Source organism: Anisomitus miae (SeqCode) (assembly GCF_054906395.1).
This window is the reverse complement of sequence record NZ_JBRACL010000005.1, coordinates 49,250-69,315: the sequence shown is the minus strand read 5'-3', so window position 1 is coordinate 69,315 and position 20,066 is coordinate 49,250. Positions and strand designations below refer to the sequence as shown.

Genomic DNA, 20,066 nt, shown 5'->3' with positions numbered 1-20,066 from the left:
TTACCTCCTCACAAACAAAACTTGAGAAAATGAAATATCCACAGTATTTTCCCCCATCACATTAACTATAGCTTTAATTCTCTTTCTATCCACATCAATTTCTTTAATTGTAGCAATATGCCCTCTAAGAGCCCCAGACACTATCTCTATGATATCCCCCACTGAATAATCCACATCAGTAGAAACTTCTCGTATTCCCATAAAATCAATCTCATCTTCACTAAGAGGCACAGCATCTTTACCTGTAGGCCCAACAAATCCGGTAACACCTCTTATATTTCTAACTCTATACCACATTTCATCACTCATAATCATTCGAATAAAAACATAACCCGGGTATATTTTTTTAGAAACTTTCTTCAGTTTATTCCCATTTTTCTCCATTGACTCTTCAGTAGGAATAACAATTTGCAATATTTCATTATGCAGCCCATTACTTTCAATCAACTTCTCTATACTATTTTTCACCTTATTTTCATAACCAGAATAAGTATGAACGACATACCAACCAGAAGACAATGATCTCATCTATGATATCCTTTCAACAAATTTATTTAAACAGAACATCGAAACATTTTTTAAGTAAAATATCAAAAAACCCTATATAAACCACGTACATACCAACAAACATCAATACAGTTATGCTAATATTCTTGAATTCACTACCTTTAGGCCATGTTATTTTGGAAAACTCCTTTATAGTATCCAAAAATAAATTTGATTTCTTTAATTCTTTACTTTCACTTTTAATTTAAAAACACTTCCTAACCTGCAAATTATTTAGTTTCCTTATGAGACACATGTTTTCTACAAAATTTACAATACTTATTGAATTCCAATCTCTCTGAACTATTCTTTTTGTTCTTAACGGTACTATAATTACGTTGCTTACACTCAACACAAGCTAAAGTTATATTAACTCTCACCGCCCAACACCTCCAAAAACTAAATAAAGTCTTCCGCAAAGGATATCATATTTTTTTATAATTGTCAACTAAATGACCATGGATAGATAACACCCATCCATGGTTCACTAATATTAAGTAAACTTATTTAATTATTTTAGATACTACACCTGAACCAACTGTTCTTCCACCTTCTCTTATAGCGAACCTTAAACCTTCATCCATAGCTATAGGTGTTATCAACTCAACTTCCATATCTATATGATCTCCAGGCATTACCATCTCTTTACCTTCAGGTAACTTTATATTCCCCGTAACATCCGTAGTCCTAAAATAAAACTGTGGCCTATATCCATCAAAAAACGGCTTGTGTCTCCCTCCTTCTTCCTTCTTTAATACATACACCTGACCCACAAAATTTGTATGTGGATTAACCGTTCCTGGTTTAGCAAGCACTTGCCCTCTCTCTATATCTGTCCTCTGTATACCTCTCAATAATGCCCCAATATTATCCCCAGCCTGTGCTTCATCCAACAACTTCCTAAACATCTCTATCCCTGTTATAACTGTCTTACTCTTATCTTCCTTCAACCCTATTATCTCTACCTCTTCCTGCACTCTCAACACTCCAGTCTCAACTCTACCCGTCGCCACTGTCCCTCTACCTGTTATTGTAAACACATCCTCTACCGGCATCAAAAACGGTTTGTCTGTCGCCCTCTCAGGTGTAGGTATATAACTATCTACTGCATTCATTAAATCCATTATACATCCAATCGCTGCCTCATCAGTAGGATTCTCCAATGCCCTCAATGCCGAACCCTTTATTATCGGCGTATCATCACCAGGAAATTTATACTCATTTAATAAATCCCTTACTTCCATTTCCACTAACTCTAGTAACTCTTCATCGTCTACCATATCAGCTTTATTCAAAAAAACAACTATGTAATCCACTCCTACTCTTGACGCCAGCAATATATGCTCTCTAGTCTGTGGCATAGGCCCATCCGCTGCTGACACTACCAATATAGCTCCATCCATCTGTGCCGCACCCGTTATCATATTCTTAACATAATCAGCATGACCAGGACAATCTACATGCGCATAATGCCTATTATCTGTCTCATACTCAACATGCGCCGTATTTATCGTTATCCCTCTCTCCTTCTCCTCAGGTGCTTTATCTATCTCATCATACTTAAACGCTTCTGCATACCCCTTATTCGCCAAAACCGTCGTTATCGCTGCTGTTAATGTCGTCTTGCCATGATCTACATGCCCTATCGTCCCTATATTAACATGTGGCTTATTCCTCTCAAATCTCGCTTTAGACACTCTTCCTTCTCCTCCATCCCTTTATATCTATTTTATTATTTTTAAGATTGGAGCTCATGAACGGAATTGAACCGTCGATCTCCACCTTACCAAGGTGGCACTTTACCACTAAGCTACATGAGCACTATATGAATTAAATTTTAATTCATTTGAATTTTTATGTCAACAACCTTTACATTTAATTGAACCCAAACACATAAATTTAAATTACTGAAATTAACAATTACTTCTATCTAAACATTTATTAAGCTTTCTTTTTATCCTCTGAATAGCATTATCTATAGATTTTGGTTGTCTGTTCAATAAATAAGCTATTTGCTGATAGCTTCTTCCCATAACATAATAATGTAACACAATCTTTTCATACTTCGATAAAGTTTGCATCACGTGGTGCTCTATTTCGATTATTTGCTCCCTGTCAACAAATAATTCTTCTGGATCTGAAATTTTCAAAGATTCCATAACATCTAAAAGAGTTTTATCAGATTCACCATCGTAAACTGGTTTATTTAACGAAACATATGTATTCAAAGGTATATGTTTTTGCCTTGTTGCAGCCTTTATAGCAGTAATTATTTGTCTAGTTATACATAATTCAGCAAAACTTTTAAATGTAGAAAGTCTCTGATTATCATAATCTCTAACTGCTTTATAAAGCCCTATGAGGCCTTCTTGATATATATCTTCTCTATCAGCACCTATTAAAAAATAAGATTTAGATTTAAGTTGAATAAATCTTTTATATTTACTAATTAAAATTTCCATACATTCCATGTTCCCGTTTTTAGCATACTTTACAATCATATCTTCATCAGTTTCACATATATCACAACACGTTTCATCTTCTTCAATTAAACTATCAATCATGAAATATCCCCCTTTAAACTATATTATTTAATTCCCCTTCCTAATTCTTTCCAATCTATCAATTACATCATCATCTAAACTATCTACAAGAAAAACCTATTCTTTAAATAGTTTACCTTAATAATTTCTTTTTTTATCTTATTACTGATATCATTAACATCTCTGTAAAATTCAAGGGAAGATATTCTATAAGCTCCTCCTTGGAATATTACTTGCTGCTCTAAGTAATCAGATGTAACAACTAAAACTTCATATTTTTTACCTATTTTATGAACTATTCTTTCTATGTAAGTATCCGCAAGCTCCTCATATTTAGTAAATATAACACTTACATTTCTAGAAATTTCTATTTTTCTACTTCCAGTTCTATTGGAGCTATGAGCATCAAACACTAAAAATATTTTACAACCAATAAATACAGCATAATTTTCCATAATTTCAATTAATCTTTGCTTAACCACACTGATATTAAAATTTTTAATTTCTTTAAAGCTAGGCCACAAATTTATAACATTATACGCATCAACAAATATTAATTTCAATTTTTCTTTTTACCTCTTTGAATATTTCGAATTTCATACATAATAATCGCAGTTGCTACAGAAACATTGAAAGACACGATATTGCCAAACATAGGGATTTTGATCCTAATATCGCATTCTCTTAATAAACTATCACTTACACCATCATGTTCACTCCCTATTACTAAAGCTAATGGAAAATCATATTGTACATCACACACATTCTTGCTAGTCTGTATATCAGTCGCAACTACCTTAAATGAACTTCTTTTAAGTCTTCGCAATACATTTAATATATTATTCACTCTACATATATTCAAGTGAGCTACAGCACCCATAGATGTTTTCCAAACAACACTCGTTATATTAGTACTCCTTTTTTGAGGTATTATTATATTCCTTATTCCAGTACATTCAGCACTTCTCAAAATTGCACCCAAATTTCTCGGATCCTGAATTCTATCTAAAATTAGTACAAATGGAAACTCTTCACTTTCCAAATTTCTTAAACATTCATCAAATTTTAAATATCTATATTCACTTATTTTAGCTGCAATTCCCTGATTAGTTTCATTTTTGCAAATATTATATACATCATTTTTATAAACAAATCTTATATCTATATCATTTTCTCTAGCCCTAAATAATATATCCTCTATAGATTCCGTGTTTATATTTTTATCTATATACAAAGTGTTAATATTTATATTACTCTTCAGTACTTCTCTAATAACACCCCTACCATAAATTACACTTTCCTTTCCCAAGATAAGCTCCCCTTAAATAATTTTATAAATGACATCAAATTACAATCAATTAAAAATTTTATAAAAATACTTAAACATTAGTATAAAATAGTCTCAATTAAAGAACCTGTACCAGAATCTATAACTCTAACACCATTAACAATATCTTCTAAAATTATTCCATCACATAATAGCGTTTCCCTAATCGAATCTGCAAATTTAAATTGCTTATTTTTTTTAAACTCATACCTTTTTAAAATAATTTCCCTAGTCTCTTTACTTAGAACTTTTTCCAAATTTAAACAAATATCATTGTTAACACAAATTCCTAAAATCTCAAAAAAAACATCCATAATATCCTTACAATTATTTAATTGACATACCCCTAAATCATTCCTGTAAAAATTTACATACTTAACTAGCTCGAACATTACAGAAATAGCATCTGATGTATTAAAATCGTCATTCATTTTATCTATAAACTTCCCTTTAAAATAATTCATCTTAGATGTGTGTTTTTCACATCCATCGATTTTAGTACATATTTCATCATCTAAAATAGAATTATAGCACTTAAAAACTCTATCTAAAGACTTTTCAGCCCAAATTATTTGTTCCTCTGAAAAATTTAATTGGCTTCTATAATGAGAAGAAAGCATACAAAATCTTATCGAGTTACCTGAGTATTTATTTAATAAATCTCTAACCGTTAGAAAGTTATTAAGTGATTTAGACATCTTTTTTTTATCAATATTCAGGAATGCACAATGCATCCAATAATTAGCTAAAGACCTATCTTTTAAAGACTCTACTTGTGCAATCTCATTCTCATGATGTGGAAATACCAAATCTATTCCACCACCATGTATATCTATAGTATTTCCACCAAAATATTTATTAATCATAGAGCAACACTCTGTATGCCAACCCGGTCTTCCCAATCCCCAAGGTGATTCATAACTGGGTTCTCCATCCTTGGCTCTCTTCCACAATACAAAGTCCAATTGATCTTTTTTTTCATCATTTAGTTCCACTCTTAATCCCGCTTTTAAAGTTCCTATATCTTGTCCAAAAAGACTTCCATATCTATCAAATCTACTAACTGAAAAATATACATTCCCTTTAATTTCGTATGCAACACCCTTATCTAAAAGTTTACGTATCAAATCTATCATTTCATCAATATTCTCTGTAGCTCTAGGATTGAGTGTAGCACGCTTTATATTTAATTTATCTGCATCTTTATAGTAATCATTTATATATTGGTCACTTATTTCATGTACACTCATATTTCTTTGATTAGATTTATGAATTATTTTATCATCTATATCAGTAAAATTCTGGACAAATTTAACACTATATCCTAGATATTCTATATACCGTCTAACAACATCAAAAAATATAAACGTCCTTGCATTCCCAATATGAAATAAATCATATACAGTAGGTCCACATACGTATATATTAACATTTCCACCATTTACAGCCCTGAACTCTTCTTTTTTTCTAGTCATGGTGTTAAATACTTTCATTTCAATTCTCCTAAAATATTGTTCAAAATCACACTTCCAAAATATAGATCTTCCTCAGTTGTTATCTTTATGTTAGAGTACTCTCCTAAATAAAAAAAGGTCTTTTCACCCATTAAATCTAGGGCGCTAGTTTCATCAGTAATATCAAGTCCATTTTTGAAAACATATTCGTAAGAATCAATCAATGTACTAGTTTTAAAGCATTGTGGAGTCTGTATAGACATTAACATATCTCTATCTAATGCCACTATCTCACCACCATTATTCAATTTTACAGTATCTTTTGGAACTACATAACAAGAAGACGCTCCATACCTGTAAGCATATTCAATTCCCTGAATTATACAACTATTGCTTACAAAAGGTCTAGCTCCATCATGCACTATAACATACTCACTTTCTATAAATTTTAAAGCATTTAATACGGAATCCTGTCTGCGATTACCTCCAACAACTATACTTATTCGTTCACCTAAAAAAAATCTATCTATAATATTCTCATTACAGTATGAAACGTAATCATTGCTTAAAACTAATATAATTTTACTTACGTAAGTATTACGTATAAATTTATCTATAGAATAATAAATTATAGGTTTACCATTAATCTCAAGAAATTGTTTACTTAAATATGTATTCATACGAGTAGACCTTCCAGCAGCTAAAATTATACAATCCACTTTATACATTAAAATCACCAAAACTTATCAAAATAAATTATAATACTTTTTCCATTATTAGTAAATTACTATTCACCAAATAAACTCTATCGAATTATATTTATATTTCTTGTTATATTTTTATATATACTATTTTACCTTTATCAACTCTAGCCTCTAAATTATCATTTTCATTGATATTTCCTAATAAAATTTCTTCAGAAATTGTATCTTCAACATATCTGGTGATTGAACGTCTCAAAGGTCTGGCTCCATACTCATAATCAATACTTCTATTAAGTATAAATTCTTTAACATCCTCAGTAAATTCAATAAAAATACCTTGTTTTTTAATTCTAGCCTTAGAATCATTCAGCATCTTTTCTAATATGAGCATTAAACTCTCCCTATTCAATTGCCTAAAAACAATAATATCATCTAAACGGTTTAAAAATTCTGGTCTAAAGTTTTTTTTCAAATCTCTTAAAACATTTTCTTTCATCCTATTATACGAATTTTCTATACCATTATCTTCACTAGTAAATCCTAAGGATACATTTTTATTTACAATATCAGCACCAACATTTGATGTTAAAATTATTATTGTATTTTTAAAACTTACTCTCTTACCATTGGAATCAGTTAAATGACCATCTTCCAATATCTGCAACATTATATTAAAAATATCTGGATGTGCCTTTTCAATTTCATCAAATAGAACAACAGAATAAGGATTTCTTCTGATTTTTTCAGTTAATTGACCTCCCTCTTGAAATCCTATATATCCAGGAGGAGAACCAATAATCTTAGATACAGTATGTTTTTCCATGAATTCAGACATATCAAACCTAACTATATTATCCTCACTACCAAACATTACATCAGCTAATACCTTGCAGAGCTCAGTTTTCCCAACTCCAGTAGGTCCTAAAAATATAAACGATCCTATTGGCCTCTTAGGATCCTTAAGTCCAACTCTTCCTCTTTTTACAGCCTTAACAATAGATGAAACAGCTTCATCCTGAGATATGACTCTACTTTTCAATATATCTTCAAGCTTTAATAGTTTATCAGACTCGGTCTCAGTAAGTCGCTCTACTGGTATCTTAGTCCAATTTGCCACAACTGAAGCTATCTCTTTTTCAGTTAATACAAATTCTTTGTCATATTTCTCTATTTTCCACTTTTCTTTAGAGGTTTCAAGTTTTTCTTTAAGTTTTTGCTCTTTATCTCTTAAAGAAGCTGCTTTTTCAAAATCCTCTAAAGTTATAGCTTCCTGTTTTTCTTTGCCTACTTTAGCTATCTCTTCTTCTATTTCTTTTACCTCAATAGGTACTGTTAAGTTTCTAACTCTTATTTTAGCAGAAGCTTCATCTATTAAATCAATCGCTTTATCCGGTAAATATCTGTCATTAATAAATCTTACAGATAAATCAACAGCAGACCTTACAGCATCATCCGTAATTTTAACCTTATGATGAGTTTCATATTTATCTCTTATTCCAAATAAAATTTCAATAGTTTCATCAATATTAGGCTCACCTACAAATATTGGTTGAAATCTTCTTTCAAGTGCACTATCCTTTTCTATATATTTTCTATATTCATCTATCGTTGTAGCACCTATACATTGAATTTCCCCCCTAGATAAAGCCGGTTTTAATATATTTGAGGCATCAATAGCACCTTCAGCTCCCCCAGCACCGATTATAGTATGTATTTCATCAATAAACAAAATAACATTTTTAGATTTTTTTATCTCATCCATTATCTTCTTTAACCTTTCTTCAAATTCTCCTCTATACTTAGTACCAGCAATTAAAGAAGATAGGTCTAAAGTTATAACTCGCTTATTCTTCAATATTTCAGGTATATTACCCTCACATATTTTCTGTGCTAATCCTTCAACAATAGCTGTTTTCCCAACTCCAGGATCACCTATAAAACAAGGATTATTTTTCATCCTTCTACATAGTATTTCCAAAACACGTTGCGTCTCGACATCTCTTCCAATAACAGGATCAAGAGATCCATCATTTGCTAACTTAGTAAGATCTCTCCCATGCTGATCAAGAATTGGAGTGGCTATCTTTTTCATCCTATGATCATGCTCATGAGGATTTTGTACGTCACCAGTAACATTCAAAGCACTTATAGTTTGATTCCATATTTTTACAATAGAAATTCCTCTCTTATCCAAAAGTTTATACGCTACACCATCAGATTCATTTATGAGTGCTAACAAAATATGTTCAGGAGATACATGGTTATGACCAAGTTTTTTTGCCTCTTCAATGCTACTCTCTATAACCTTTTTAGTTCGAGGAGTTAGGGGAATTTCACTATTTTTTATTTCAATCTCACCAGGAGATAATACTGTACGTATTTCACTGACCATGTCTTCGTAAAAAATATTAAAAGAATTTAATATTTTCTGAACAGGTCCATCCTCCCTTAATAACCCAAGTAATAAATGCTCAGTACCGATAAACCCGTGCCCCAATTTCAAAGCATCATCACCAGAATAACTAATAACCCTTTTAGCTCTTTCCGTCAATTTATCAAACATTACTTATCCTCCTTATAATCATTTTTCTTATCTACAACCTCAACACTCCTAAACGATGTTCTTAAAAATTTAGCTCTTTCAAAATCTCTTTCTTTAGGATTCAAATTTTTACTTTGAACATGACCCTGGAGAGATGCAGGTTGACAACCTATAAGTACTTCATTGATGCTCACATCTCCTCTAACCATACCCTCCTCCATTCCTAACCTAACGTGAGATAACAATTCAAGTGCTTCTTTAGAATTTATAGAATAGCTATTTGATAATACACCTATACTCCTGAATATCTTATCTTTTATCTCCATTTCGTAATCTCTAAATAAAGTCTTCCTCATGTTATTTTCTCTATCTGTAAGTTCTTTAACTATAGCATGTAAATTATTTAATATATCCCGCTCACTAACTCCTAACGTCACCTGATTTGAAACTTGATATATAGACCCTTCCGCTTTACTTCCTTCGCCATACAGACCTCTTATTGTCATACCAACCTGAGTCAATGCTTTATACACTTTGGATATATGATCGGTCATAGTAAGTGCTGGAAGATGTATCATTATGGAAGCTCTCATTCCTGTACCTAAATTAGTAGGACAAGTAGTTAAATACCCTAACTTTTCATCAAAGGCATAATCTATACTATTCTCCATAAAATCATCTAACTTAACAGCTTCGTCAAACGTATTTTCCAAATCATATCCAGAGTTAAAAAACTGCATCCTTAAATGATCCTCTTCATTCACCATTATACTTATTGTTTGATCACTATTAATAAAAAATGCAGACTTAGATGCTAACTTTATTAAGTCTTTACTTATAAGATGCTTCTCGAGGAAAATATTTTTGTCCAAATCACTTCTAGACCCCAAATCAATTCTTTCGAAATTCTCTAAATAACTATCTAAAACTTTTTGAACTTTATTCACAATATTAATTGCTGGCTCAACATCTAATTTATGTGGAAAAACTTCATTCTTTAAATTTCTAGCAAATCTAACCCTACTGCTTAATACAAGATTATTCGAGCCATGATTTCCAGAATAAATCCAATTTTTTAACACAGCTATTTATCTCCTTCTATACGTTTTTCTAAATCTTTTATTAAATCCCTTATTTCTGCTGCCTTTTCATATTCTTCTGATAAAATTGATTGTTGCAACCTATCTTTAAGATTACTTATCTCTTTTCTCATTATTACACTTTTTCCACATCTTGACGGAATTTTACCATTATGCTCAGTACCATTTTGAACACGTTTGATAAATATCGACAGTATTTTTATAAACTGACTATAGCATTTATCACATCCCAAGAACCCCGTATTTTTAAATTCTACATAAGTAGTCTTACAATTGTTACACTCAGAATCATTTATTTTAACTATGGGAGATTGTTGATTATTGTTGAAATATTCAACAAGACCACTTAAAATATTAGTAGAAAATGTGCTTTCAACATCTAGTATAGAATTTAAATTAAATTCACCTAACTCCTTTGCACACCTCTCACATATATTGAGTTCTTTTTTTATACCATCAAAAATCTTAATAATATGGACATTTGCTTGATATTTATTGCACCTTTCACATCTATCCAACAAATTCACTCCTCAATTAATTAAATTTTCACATCCACATTTTATAATATCAACACAAAATACATTTAAACGTATTATATTTATTAAATTCCAAAAATACGACATAATAATTTTACAATTTTCATAATTAAAAAAATAACAGAGGTAATCCTCTGTTAAAATTAGGCTTGACTTACAGCCTCAACCGGACACACACTCTGGCAAGTGCCACAATCTATGCACTCTAAATCATTTACTTCATACTGACCACTATCCTTCTGTGATATGCACGTAACAGGACAATTGTTAGCACAAGCCCCACAACCTATACACTTGTCATCAATTCTAAAAGCCATTACAAATACCTCCAAACTGTAAAGTGAGATCCTTACGATTAAATAATATCACATTTTCAACTTCAATTGAAATATTTTTAATATAAATTTAGATGTTAACAATAATAAATTTTATTTATTATCTTCAATAAAATTATTTATAAAATATTTTGAAACCTCTTTATTATTTAAGTCCTTTTTTTCGTGCATATCCCCTGTAAAACCCGTATTATTAAGCATAATCTTTATTTTATCCAATTTTATATCTCTAATACATTCTTCCTGACCTACATTAAGCCTTACCCTAACAGCTTCCTTTAAAATACTTGTTCCTACAACTTCTCCTTCTCCAAAATCCGTATAAACAATACTCCCAATACTCGGCATCCTCCTTTTTATATCCTCGTATGTATCCTGCTCATATTTTAAGCAACACATAAGTCTCCCGCATATTCCAGAGATTTTGTTTGGATTTAAGGAAAGATTTTGCTCTTTAGCCATTTTTATGGAAACGGATGTAAAATCTCCTAAAAAAGTTGAACAACAGAGCGATCTTCCACATGAGCCTATTCCACCTATGGATTTTGCCTTATCTCTAACTCCGATTTGTCTGAGTTCTATTCTAGTTTTAAATATAGAAGCCAAAGTTTTGACAAGTCCCCTAAAGTCTACTCTCCCCTCTGCTATGAAGTAAAATATTATCTTGCTCCTGTTAAATGCATACTCAACCTCTATTAAATTCATCTCCAAACTAAGTTCTCTTATCTGACTCTGTGCAATTTTAAATGCTAATTTCTCACTTTTTTTATTCTCCATGTATACTTTTTCATCTTCTTCATTTGCAATTCTTATACACCTTTTCAATGAGCTACATAAATTAGTTTTTTCGACATACTTAGGCGCAACAACACACTTACCATATTCAACTCCATGCGAAGTTTCAACAATTACACTATCGCCTAAATTCACCTCAAATTCCTCACAGGAGAAATAATATACTTTACCAACACTTTTAAATCTTGCCCCAATTACTCTCCTCAATGTTGTATGCCTCCACAGTCTTTAAAATAAAATTTTTATAACATATTTCAATATTCATACCACTTTCCACTTTATTCCTAAATTTATATAATTCACTCAGAATATAGTAAAAAAAGCCTGAGCAAATATTATTACATATTTTTATTATATCATCTTCAAAAAGCTTGTTTTTAAATAGAATCGAATTGCTAGTTTCTAGATATAAATTGACATCACGTAATATATTAAAAAATACTTCAAAAAATATATTCACTTCCTCCTTGTAAGAAATTATTCGAGTCCCAAATTCAAACACATTAATTATCTTACCATCAATTATAAATTGAAGTAACTCTATAACGTGTTTATATGCTTCATATACTATCTTCTTGTCTAATATGGATATTGATACATCAACATCCCCACAACTCTGCAAATACAAATCGCATAGCTGATTCATATCAAACTTATGCAACTTACTTAGATACTTTATATACTCCTGCTCATCCATCAATCTAAACCTTATAATTAAACATCTAGATATAACAGTACTGATAATCTTATAAATATTTCTAACAATCAATATTACAAATACACCAACACAATCCTCAAGTGACTTTAAAAAAGTGTTCTGGGCTTTGATACTCATCCTATCTGCATTGTGAATTATGACAACTTTATTTTTAGACTCATCTGGCATTTTTAACATCTCAAAATTTATACTTCTAATGTCTTCAACGGAAATTCCTTTTTCATTAATTCCAAACTCTAATATGTCTCTAGGATTATCAGATTCCAATCCTAAAATCTTCAAAGAAAACTCCTTAGAAATTTTTTCTATTTCACTAATATTTCTACCGTAAAATATAAATGATTGTGGACATCTATCCGATGAAGCCAATCTAAATAACGACTCTTTTATATTTCTATAACACATTCCTATTAACCTTACACCCTTAGAAATATACTCTATACCTGTAATGTCTTCAAAATTTTACTGTATATACAATCGTTTATTTTTTCAATAGGTAATAATTGATTATTCAGAAAACAATTTACACGAAATAACTTATATTTATCAACTACATAGTTACAATTTTCATAACATCTTTTTAAAAACATATAATCTTTTTCATGTATATCTCTTTGTTTTCTATCCTTGACTAATTCTAAACTTACGTCTACTGGAATATCCATAAAAAAAGTAACCTCTTCTTTTGGTAAACCACACATGTCATATTCAAATTTTAGTATCCACTCAAAAAATTTTTTTCTATCTTCTAAATCTAAAATCCTACTTCCTTGATATATCAAATTAGAATAAACATACCTATCACAAAGTAATATATATCCATCATTTAAATAGTCCTTCATCAGAGTTCTGTGTACTCCCAACCTATCCAACGAAAAAAACATAGAAACAACATAAGGATCTATATTAAAGTTAAATTCCCCCGCTAAATACTTTCTAGCAAATATAGAATATTCGGTATCATAGCTAGGAAATTCAACTCTCAAAATATTAAATCCATCGTTTTTCAACCTCTTCTCAAGTAGTAATGTTTGGGTTTCTTTACCACTTCCATCTAATCCTTCAAAAGCAAATATGACACCCTTCTTATTATAATTCACTAAACTAATCCTCCACAATTTTTACATACCCATTCATAGAAACACCAACCACTCCATAACAATTTTTTATATACTCAGAAATGATCTCTACATGTTCCACTAAAACTTCTTCTCCTCTAAAAATAATTGGTGTTCCGGGTGGGTATAAAAATATATCTTCAAACATAACTTCCCCAATACTATGTTCTAACTTAACTAATTTAAACTTCATATTTTGCAACTCATACGGTTCAAAAACCTTTTTACAAGAAGAATCACAACTACTCATAATTAAATCAAGTGCAACATTTTTTCCAGATATACACTGCACATCATTTAACACACAGGTTAAATAACTCATTTCACATCTTTTGGTATACACTGTTGGTATTAAGACAACTCCATTGAAGAATACCATCTCACAAATTATTTTCTTAGAAAATAAGTATTTATAAAGAAGCATAGCGTCCAAGTCATTATGTCTAAGTTTTAGACAAATCCTAGAATCATCATAATAAAAATTACCATTAGTCCTACAATACACTTCTTCATTTTTCATTCCATATAAACTCAAATTCCCATTTATACTATCTCTAAAACTGTTACACATATCTAGCAAAATACTTTTGTCACAGTACCTCCTACATTCACATATCGCATTCTCAAGAGATAGCATTATCAAATATGAAGGACTGGTAGTTGTAAATATTGAAAAATATCTATCCACACTATGTAATAACTTAATATTATTAACGTGCATATACGCTCCTTGAGTTAATACAGGTAAAGTTTTATGTGCACTCATTATTGAAATATCACAAAACTTATTAGTACAATTCAATTCTTTATTGAAAGCTCGTATATGGGCGCCATGTGCACTATCTATTAGCAAAAGTACATTTTCATTTTTTAAATACTCATATATCTCTTTCTGATCTATGTAAAATCCATAATAATTGGGGTTAGTTAAGATAACTCCCTTAATTTTTTTATTGACCTTTAGTGCTTTTATTATATCCTCTAAAAATATATTTTTTACCGAGTAGGTTATCTTAGAATAACTATTTGGTACTAATAAATCTACATTATATTTATCTCTATTTATATAATTTATTTTCAATTTCCTAATGAAGATCGCATCTATTATACTTTTATGACATCCTCGCTCAACTAAAATTTCATCATATTCATCGAAACAACTAAACATCATAATATGTATTCCACTTGTGGATCCATTTAATAAATAGTAAGATTTCGCACTTCCATAAAATTCACTTAATTCCTTCAGTGAATCTAGTATACATCCTTCAAGAGCGTGTATATTATCGAGTCCTTCCACCTCTGTTAAATCATATTTCAAAATATTATCCAAATTTGAATATGCCCTACCTTGCTTATGACCTGGTGTAGTAAATAAAATATAATCGTCCTCTAAAAATTTTTTAATTTGATTAAATATATACCCCAATTTTTTTCACCTATTTTAAAAAATACTATTATTTGATATACTCTTATCAACTTATTAAGTTTGATTTAGGGTGATTATTATGATTTGTATATACAAAACAACATACACTATCGGTACAATAGAGAAAATAGATAATATAGAATCAGGATGCTGGATCAACATAACAAACCCTTCCGAACAAGAACTTCTATTCATCTCTAAAAAAACTCAAATACCCATTGAAATGTTAAATGCAGCCCTAGACGAGGAAGAAACCTCAAGGATAGACGTAGAAGATAAAAATATCCTAATAATTGTAGATGTACCTTTTACAAGTGTAGAAGAAAATTCACTAACTTACGGCACATATCCCCTTGGAATAATTTCAAACGATGACTATATTATAACCATATCTATTAAGAAAAATAAAGTTATAACTGATTTTATAAGTGGAAAAATCAAAACATTCTTCACATACAAGCGTTCAAGGTTCACACTTCAAATACTCAATAAATTGACTACATATTTTCTTATTTATCTGAGACAAATAGATAAAAAAAGTCAACTCATACATAGTAGAATACATAAATCTATGAAAAATAAGGAATTAATACAACTTCTATCACTTGAAAAATCCCTAGTCTATTTTTCAACCTCATTAAAATCCAACGAGGTAACCTTGGAAAAACTATTGAAATATGATTTTATACAAAAGTATGAAGAAGATAAACACCTTCTCGAAGATGTTATTATAGACAATAAACAAGCAATAGAAATGGCTCACATATACGCAAGTGTACTTTCGAGTCTTCTCGAGTTTTTTGCCGCAATAGTTTCAAATAATCTGAATATTGTCATGAAATTCCTTACTTCTATGACCATAGTGTTATCTGTTCCTTCAATTATCTTCGGACTTTGGGGAACAAATGTTCCGTTGCCATTTTCAGATAATCCAGTTGGTTTTCCTATGATACTCGTAATATCTATAATCATTTCTTCAATAATTGCTATTGTACTTTATAAAAAAGACATGTTTTAAAATTTTAATAAATATACCTATTTTGAAATTTTAATCTTAATGAGGTTGTAAAATGGGTATAGCTTGTAAAAAATTAATCAATGGAGATTTAATTTCTGTTATATCTCCCTCATCTCCTACTGAAAAATCTCTTATAAAATCTTCTCTAAATAAACTCAAAGATCTAAGTTTTAACTTTAAAACCTACAAAAATCTCTATAAAAATATTGGTTACCTAGCCGGAACAGATGAAGATAGGGCATATGACTTTAACCTTGCAATAAAGGATAATTTTACAAAATCAATAATGTGCTTAAGAGGAGGATATGGATCTCTTAGAATTATGGATTTAATAGATTGGTCATCATTTAAATGCAATCCAAAAATTTTTATGGGGTTCAGCGATTTAACCCCTGTTCTAAATTATATTTTTAAAAAATTTAACATAATCACATTTCATTCACCTATGCTCACATCTGATCTCAATAACCAATACTCTAAAGAAAGTTTAATATCAACCATAACTGTCCCAAAGAAAACTTATTATATTAAGAATCCGAAAAATATAAATCTAAGATCCTTTTCTAAAAATAATAGTTTTGCTATAGGAAATATTGTTGGAGGAAATTTATCTTTAATATGCTCGACAATTTCTACAAAATACGAAATACCCTTTGAAAATAATATTTTGTTCATAGAAGAAATCAATGAGTCTCCTTACAAGATAGATAGAATGTTGACTCATCTTTACTTAACTGGCAAAATACAAAAATGTAGTGGTATAATACTCGGTCAATTTACAAATTGTATTGACGATGTAAAAACACAAGTAGAAGATGTACTCATAGAAAAATTAAAACTGTTCAATAAGCCCGCTATATATGGTCTATGTGCTGGACATGGTGACCCTAGACTTACAATACCAATAGGGGCAAAATCAAAAATAAATACAGAATGCTCAACTATAGAAATATTAGAAAACGTAGTAGAAGATTGAAACAAAAAGCAGATAATAAAATAAATATCTGCTTTTTTAATATACCAAATCAAATAATTTTATAATATAATGTTCTTATTCATTTTTTCATTGCAATATTTGGAGGATGCATGAGACAGGACTTCAAAATATTTAAATCCAATATTAAAAATAAACATATTGCAATTATCGGACTCGGTATAAGCAATACTCCTTTAATAAATTTTCTACTTAAGTTTGGTTGTAAAATAACATTATTCGACAGAAAAAATGTTGAGGAATTTACAAATTCGGAAATTAAAGCCTTTAATAGCCTTAATATTAAATTTGTTTTTGGAAAAAATTACTTGAATTACATTAATAATTTTGATTATATATTCAAAACTCCATCAATGAGACCTGATATATATGAACTTAAAAATGCTAAACAAAATGGATGTGTGATAACTTCTGAAATAGAGGAACTCCTAAAATATTGCCCCTCTAAAATTTATGGAATAACTGGAAGCGATGGAAAAACTACAACAACTACAATAATATACAATCTTTTAAAATTATCTGGATACAAAACATGGATAGGTGGGAATATTGGAATGCCTCTGTTCCAAAGAATTGAAGAAATGGACGAAAGTCACAAAGTTGTACTTGAACTTTCAAGTTTCCAACTTATGAATGTTAGTAATTCCCCTAATGTATCTTTAATAACAAATATTTCCCCAAATCACCTAGACTACCACAAGAACATGGATGAGTATATAGAGTGTAAAAAGAATATTTTTAAATTTCAAAATGAAAGTGATGTTACAATCTTAAATCATGATTGCAAAAATACAATTCTTTTTGAAAATGAAATCAAAAGTAGAATACGCAAATTTTCAACTAAGGAAAATGTCCCTTCTCATGTAATAGAAAATGGTACTTATGTAAAAAATAATTATCTCTATGTTCTAAATCAAAGGTTACTGTCAAAAAACGATATAAAAATTAAAGGAGAACATAATTTATCAAATTTTGCATCTGCAATACTAGCAACCATTCCAGAAATCTCATCATCTATAATAAAAAACTTTGCAGTAAGCTTCCCAGGTGTCAAACATAGAAATGAATTTGTTGATACGATAAATAATGTTCACTTCTACAATGATTCCATAGCCTCAACTCCTACAAGAACTCTTGCTACACTTTCATGTTTTGATGAAAAAGTCATATTAATAGCTGGAGGATATGACAAAAATATCTCCTATCTTCCTCTCGTAAATGGAGAAAATAAAATTAAAAAATTATATCTCATAGGTCACACAAAACAAAAAATATATGAAGTATTTAAAGTGCATGCCCCACATATAGAAACGCTCATGTTTGATAATTTTGAGGAGCTTGTTCTACATGCATACAAAACCTCTGTGGAAAATGATGTTATTTTACTCTCTCCTGCTTCAGCAAGTTTCGATATGTTTAGGAATTTTGAGCATAGAGGAGAAACATTTAAGAATATTGTAAAAATGATAAAGTCTAGTAAATAATTACTAGACTTTAATTTTTTAACTAAAGCTTGATCCTATCACCAAAATAATTTTTAAGATTATCTATATTTATCCTATCCTGCTTCATGGTATCTCTATCTCGAACAGTCACACTCCTATTCTCTATAGTATCAAAATCCACTGTAACACAATAAGGAGTACCTATTTCATCTTGACGTCTATACCTTTTCCCAATAGCTCCAGATTCGTCATACTCACAATTATAAACCTTACATAAATCATCGTATATCTCAAGAGCTTTAGAAGAAAGCTTCTTTGACAAAGGAAGAACCCCAATCTTTACAGGTGCAATAAAAGGATTAAGTTTCAAAACCGTGCGAATCTCTCCATTCACCTCTTCCTCACTATATCCATTACACAATAAAGCAAGAAACAGTCTATCAACTCCCAACGATGGCTCTATACAGTAAGGAACGTATTTTTCACTAGATTCTGGATCAAAATACATAAGTTCCTGTCCAGAGTGATCCATATGAGCCTTAAGATCATAATCCGTTCTATCAGCAATTCCCCAAAGCTCTCCGAAACCAAAAGGAAATTTAAATTCAATATCGCTTGTAGCGTTAGAATAAAAAGATAATTCATCTTTGGAATGATCTCTAACTCTTAAATTTTCACTATGAATACCCAAATCCTTTAAGAACATCAAACAATAATCTTTCCAAAAATTAAACCACTTTAAATCTTCTCCTGGCTTACAGAAAAACTCAAGCTCCATTTGTTCAAATTCTCTTGTTCTAAATATAAAATTTTTAGGTGTAATCTCGTTTCTAAAACTTTTTCCTATTTGAGCAATACCAAAAGGTATTTTCTTCCTAGAACTTCTAAGAACATTTTTAAAATTTATAAATATACCCTGAGCGGTCTCTGGCCTCAAATAAATCTCAGATTTATTATCTTCAGTAACTCCCTGAAATGTTTTAAACATCAAATTAAATCTACGAATATCTGTATAATCTAATTTACCACACTTAGGACAAGAAATTTTCTCCTCATTGATTATGTTTTCTAATTCTTGATTTGAATATCCATCAATTCCTGGTAGTTCTTTTCCCTTTTCCAGAAAATACTCCTCTATAAGCTTATCGGCTCTAAACCTATTTTTGCATTCTCTGCAATCCATAAGAGGATCAGAAAATCCCCCGACGTGCCCTGAAGCTTTCCAAACCTCTCTATTCATTAAAATTGAAGAATCTAATCCTACATTATATGTACTTTCTTGAACGAATCTTTTCCACCATGCTTTTTTTATATTATTTTTGAGTTCGACGCCCAAATGTCCATAATCCCATGAATTTGCCAAGCCCCCATAGATCTCTGATCCTTGAAATATAAACCCCCTATTTTTACAAATAGAAACAACTTTATCCATTAAGTTATCCATAACTTCCTCCAATTTAAA

At 30.3% G+C, this 20,066-nt stretch carries 21 protein-coding genes and 1 tRNA gene; 3 read left to right on the top strand and 19 right to left on the bottom strand.

Annotation, left to right across the window (positions count from 1 at the left end; genetic code table 11):
* The 18 genes from nusG to AALI31_RS02085 all read right to left on the bottom strand — a co-directional run bounded on the left by nusG (window position 1) and on the right by AALI31_RS02085 (window position 15,147).
* Window positions 1-528: a transcription termination/antitermination protein NusG gene (gene nusG, locus AALI31_RS02170; protein ID WP_489884887.1), complete on the bottom strand. Its 528-nt coding sequence runs from the start codon at window positions 526-528 to the stop codon at window positions 1-3.
* Between the two features lie 22 nt (window positions 529-550).
* A complete protein-coding gene (gene secE, locus AALI31_RS02165) occupies window positions 551-709 on the bottom strand; it encodes a preprotein translocase subunit SecE (protein WP_489884886.1) in 159 nt (52 codons plus the stop codon).
* Between the two features lie 67 nt (window positions 710-776).
* A complete protein-coding gene (gene rpmG, locus AALI31_RS02160) occupies window positions 777-926 on the bottom strand; it encodes a 50S ribosomal protein L33 (RefSeq protein WP_489884885.1) in 150 nt (49 codons plus the stop codon).
* Window positions 927-1,049: 123 nt separating this feature from the next.
* Window positions 1,050-2,243 carry an elongation factor Tu gene (gene tuf / locus AALI31_RS02155; protein ID WP_489884884.1) on the bottom strand — a complete coding sequence of 398 codons (1,194 nt, stop codon included), beginning with the start codon at window positions 2,241-2,243 and terminating at the stop codon, window positions 1,050-1,052.
* A 48-nt stretch (window positions 2,244-2,291) separates the two neighbouring features.
* Window positions 2,292-2,366: transfer RNA gene (locus AALI31_RS02150), tRNA-Thr, on the bottom strand.
* Between the two features lie 93 nt (window positions 2,367-2,459).
* Entirely contained in the window at window positions 2,460-3,110 is a 651-nt protein-coding gene (gene sigH / locus AALI31_RS02145; RefSeq protein WP_489884883.1) for an RNA polymerase sporulation sigma factor SigH, read from the bottom strand.
* A gap of 83 nt (window positions 3,111-3,193) precedes the next feature.
* Window positions 3,194-3,652, bottom strand: a complete 459-nt coding sequence (locus AALI31_RS02140) for an NYN domain-containing protein (RefSeq protein ID WP_489884882.1) — start codon at window positions 3,650-3,652, stop codon at window positions 3,194-3,196.
* On the bottom strand, window positions 3,649-4,398 hold the full coding sequence (gene rlmB, locus AALI31_RS02135) for a 23S rRNA (guanosine(2251)-2'-O)-methyltransferase RlmB (protein ID WP_489884881.1): 750 nt from the start codon (window positions 4,396-4,398) through the stop codon (window positions 3,649-3,651). Before rlmB ends, AALI31_RS02140 begins: the two co-directional genes overlap by 4 nt.
* Window positions 4,399-4,475: 77 nt before the next feature.
* Window positions 4,476-5,909 (bottom strand): cysteine--tRNA ligase, encoded by a 1,434-nt coding sequence (gene cysS, locus AALI31_RS02130; RefSeq protein WP_489884880.1) that lies wholly within the window; start codon window positions 5,907-5,909, stop codon window positions 4,476-4,478.
* Entirely contained in the window at window positions 5,906-6,598 is a 693-nt protein-coding gene (gene ispD / locus AALI31_RS02125) for a 2-C-methyl-D-erythritol 4-phosphate cytidylyltransferase (protein ID WP_489884879.1), read from the bottom strand. The genes cysS and ispD overlap by 4 nt, the downstream gene beginning before the upstream one ends.
* Before the next feature lie 103 nt (window positions 6,599-6,701).
* On the bottom strand, window positions 6,702-9,137 hold the full coding sequence (locus tag AALI31_RS02120) for an ATP-dependent Clp protease ATP-binding subunit (protein WP_489884878.1): 2,436 nt from the start codon (window positions 9,135-9,137) through the stop codon (window positions 6,702-6,704).
* Window positions 9,137-10,198, bottom strand: a complete 1,062-nt coding sequence (locus AALI31_RS02115; RefSeq protein WP_489884877.1) for a protein arginine kinase — start codon at window positions 10,196-10,198, stop codon at window positions 9,137-9,139. Before AALI31_RS02115 ends, AALI31_RS02120 begins: the two co-directional genes overlap by 1 nt.
* A gap of 2 nt (window positions 10,199-10,200) precedes the next feature.
* On the bottom strand, window positions 10,201-10,743 hold the full coding sequence (locus AALI31_RS02110) for a UvrB/UvrC motif-containing protein (RefSeq protein ID WP_489884876.1): 543 nt from the start codon (window positions 10,741-10,743) through the stop codon (window positions 10,201-10,203).
* A gap of 152 nt (window positions 10,744-10,895) precedes the next feature.
* Window positions 10,896-11,069, bottom strand: a complete 174-nt coding sequence (gene fdxA / locus AALI31_RS02105; protein WP_489884875.1) for a 4Fe-4S ferredoxin — start codon at window positions 11,067-11,069, stop codon at window positions 10,896-10,898.
* A 111-nt stretch (window positions 11,070-11,180) separates the two neighbouring features.
* Window positions 11,181-12,089 (bottom strand): PSP1 domain-containing protein, encoded by a 909-nt coding sequence (locus tag AALI31_RS02100; RefSeq protein ID WP_489884874.1) that lies wholly within the window; start codon window positions 12,087-12,089, stop codon window positions 11,181-11,183.
* Window positions 12,061-13,005 carry a hypothetical protein gene (locus AALI31_RS02095; RefSeq protein WP_489884873.1) on the bottom strand — a complete coding sequence of 315 codons (945 nt, stop codon included), beginning with the start codon at window positions 13,003-13,005 and terminating at the stop codon, window positions 12,061-12,063. Before AALI31_RS02095 ends, AALI31_RS02100 begins: the two co-directional genes overlap by 29 nt.
* Before the next feature lie 32 nt (window positions 13,006-13,037).
* A complete protein-coding gene (locus tag AALI31_RS02090) occupies window positions 13,038-13,700 on the bottom strand; it encodes a dTMP kinase (protein ID WP_489884872.1) in 663 nt (220 codons plus the stop codon).
* 4 nt (window positions 13,701-13,704) lie between these two features.
* Window positions 13,705-15,147 carry an aminotransferase class I/II-fold pyridoxal phosphate-dependent enzyme gene (locus AALI31_RS02085; RefSeq protein WP_489884871.1) on the bottom strand — a complete coding sequence of 481 codons (1,443 nt, stop codon included), beginning with the start codon at window positions 15,145-15,147 and terminating at the stop codon, window positions 13,705-13,707.
* 79 nt (window positions 15,148-15,226) lie between these two features.
* On the opposite strand from AALI31_RS02085, the gene AALI31_RS02080 reads away from it, so the two are divergent.
* The 3 genes from AALI31_RS02080 to murD all read left to right on the top strand — a co-directional run bounded on the left by AALI31_RS02080 (window position 15,227) and on the right by murD (window position 18,643).
* Window positions 15,227-16,165: a magnesium transporter CorA family protein gene (locus tag AALI31_RS02080; RefSeq protein ID WP_489884870.1), complete on the top strand. Its 939-nt coding sequence runs from the start codon at window positions 15,227-15,229 to the stop codon at window positions 16,163-16,165.
* Window positions 16,166-16,217: 52 nt separating this feature from the next.
* The gene (locus AALI31_RS02075; RefSeq protein ID WP_489884869.1) at window positions 16,218-17,141 is read left to right on the top strand and encodes a S66 peptidase family protein; all 924 of its coding nucleotides are present in this window, start codon (window positions 16,218-16,220) and stop codon (window positions 17,139-17,141) included.
* A 110-nt stretch (window positions 17,142-17,251) separates the two neighbouring features.
* Window positions 17,252-18,643 (top strand): UDP-N-acetylmuramoyl-L-alanine--D-glutamate ligase, encoded by a 1,392-nt coding sequence (gene murD, locus AALI31_RS02070; protein WP_489884868.1) that lies wholly within the window; start codon window positions 17,252-17,254, stop codon window positions 18,641-18,643.
* Between the two features lie 22 nt (window positions 18,644-18,665).
* Here the strand turns inward: murD and AALI31_RS02065 are convergent, their stop codons facing one another.
* Complete coding sequence (locus AALI31_RS02065) at window positions 18,666-20,048, bottom strand: glycine--tRNA ligase (protein WP_489884867.1); 1,383 nt, start codon at window positions 20,046-20,048, stop codon at window positions 18,666-18,668.
* Window positions 20,049-20,066: the final 18 nt, after the last annotated feature.

Bases quoted from the DNA above. Each gene is read 5' to 3' on its own strand.
- AALI31_RS02120 (WP_489884878.1), bottom strand. From the start codon at position 9,137: ATGTTTGATAAATTGACGGAAAGAGCTAAAAGGGTTATTAGTTATTCT.
- nusG (WP_489884887.1), bottom strand. From the start codon at position 528: ATGAGATCATTGTCTTCTGGTTGGTATGTCGTTCATACTTATTCTGGT.
- AALI31_RS02080 (WP_489884870.1), top strand. From the start codon at position 15,227: ATGATTTGTATATACAAAACAACATACACTATCGGTACAATAGAGAAA.
- AALI31_RS02065 (WP_489884867.1), bottom strand. From the start codon at position 20,048: ATGGATAACTTAATGGATAAAGTTGTTTCTATTTGTAAAAATAGGGGG.
- cysS (WP_489884880.1), bottom strand. From the start codon at position 5,909: ATGAAAGTATTTAACACCATGACTAGAAAAAAAGAAGAGTTCAGGGCT.
- sigH (WP_489884883.1), bottom strand. From the start codon at position 3,110: ATGATTGATAGTTTAATTGAAGAAGATGAAACGTGTTGTGATATATGT.
- ispD (WP_489884879.1), bottom strand. From the start codon at position 6,598: ATGTATAAAGTGGATTGTATAATTTTAGCTGCTGGAAGGTCTACTCGT.
- AALI31_RS02095 (WP_489884873.1), bottom strand. From the start codon at position 13,005: ATGTGTTATAGAAATATAAAAGAGTCGTTATTTAGATTGGCTTCATCG.
- murD (WP_489884868.1), top strand. From the start codon at position 17,252: ATGAGACAGGACTTCAAAATATTTAAATCCAATATTAAAAATAAACAT.
- fdxA (WP_489884875.1), bottom strand. From the start codon at position 11,069: ATGGCTTTTAGAATTGATGACAAGTGTATAGGTTGTGGGGCTTGTGCT.
- AALI31_RS02075 (WP_489884869.1), top strand. From the start codon at position 16,218: ATGGGTATAGCTTGTAAAAAATTAATCAATGGAGATTTAATTTCTGTT.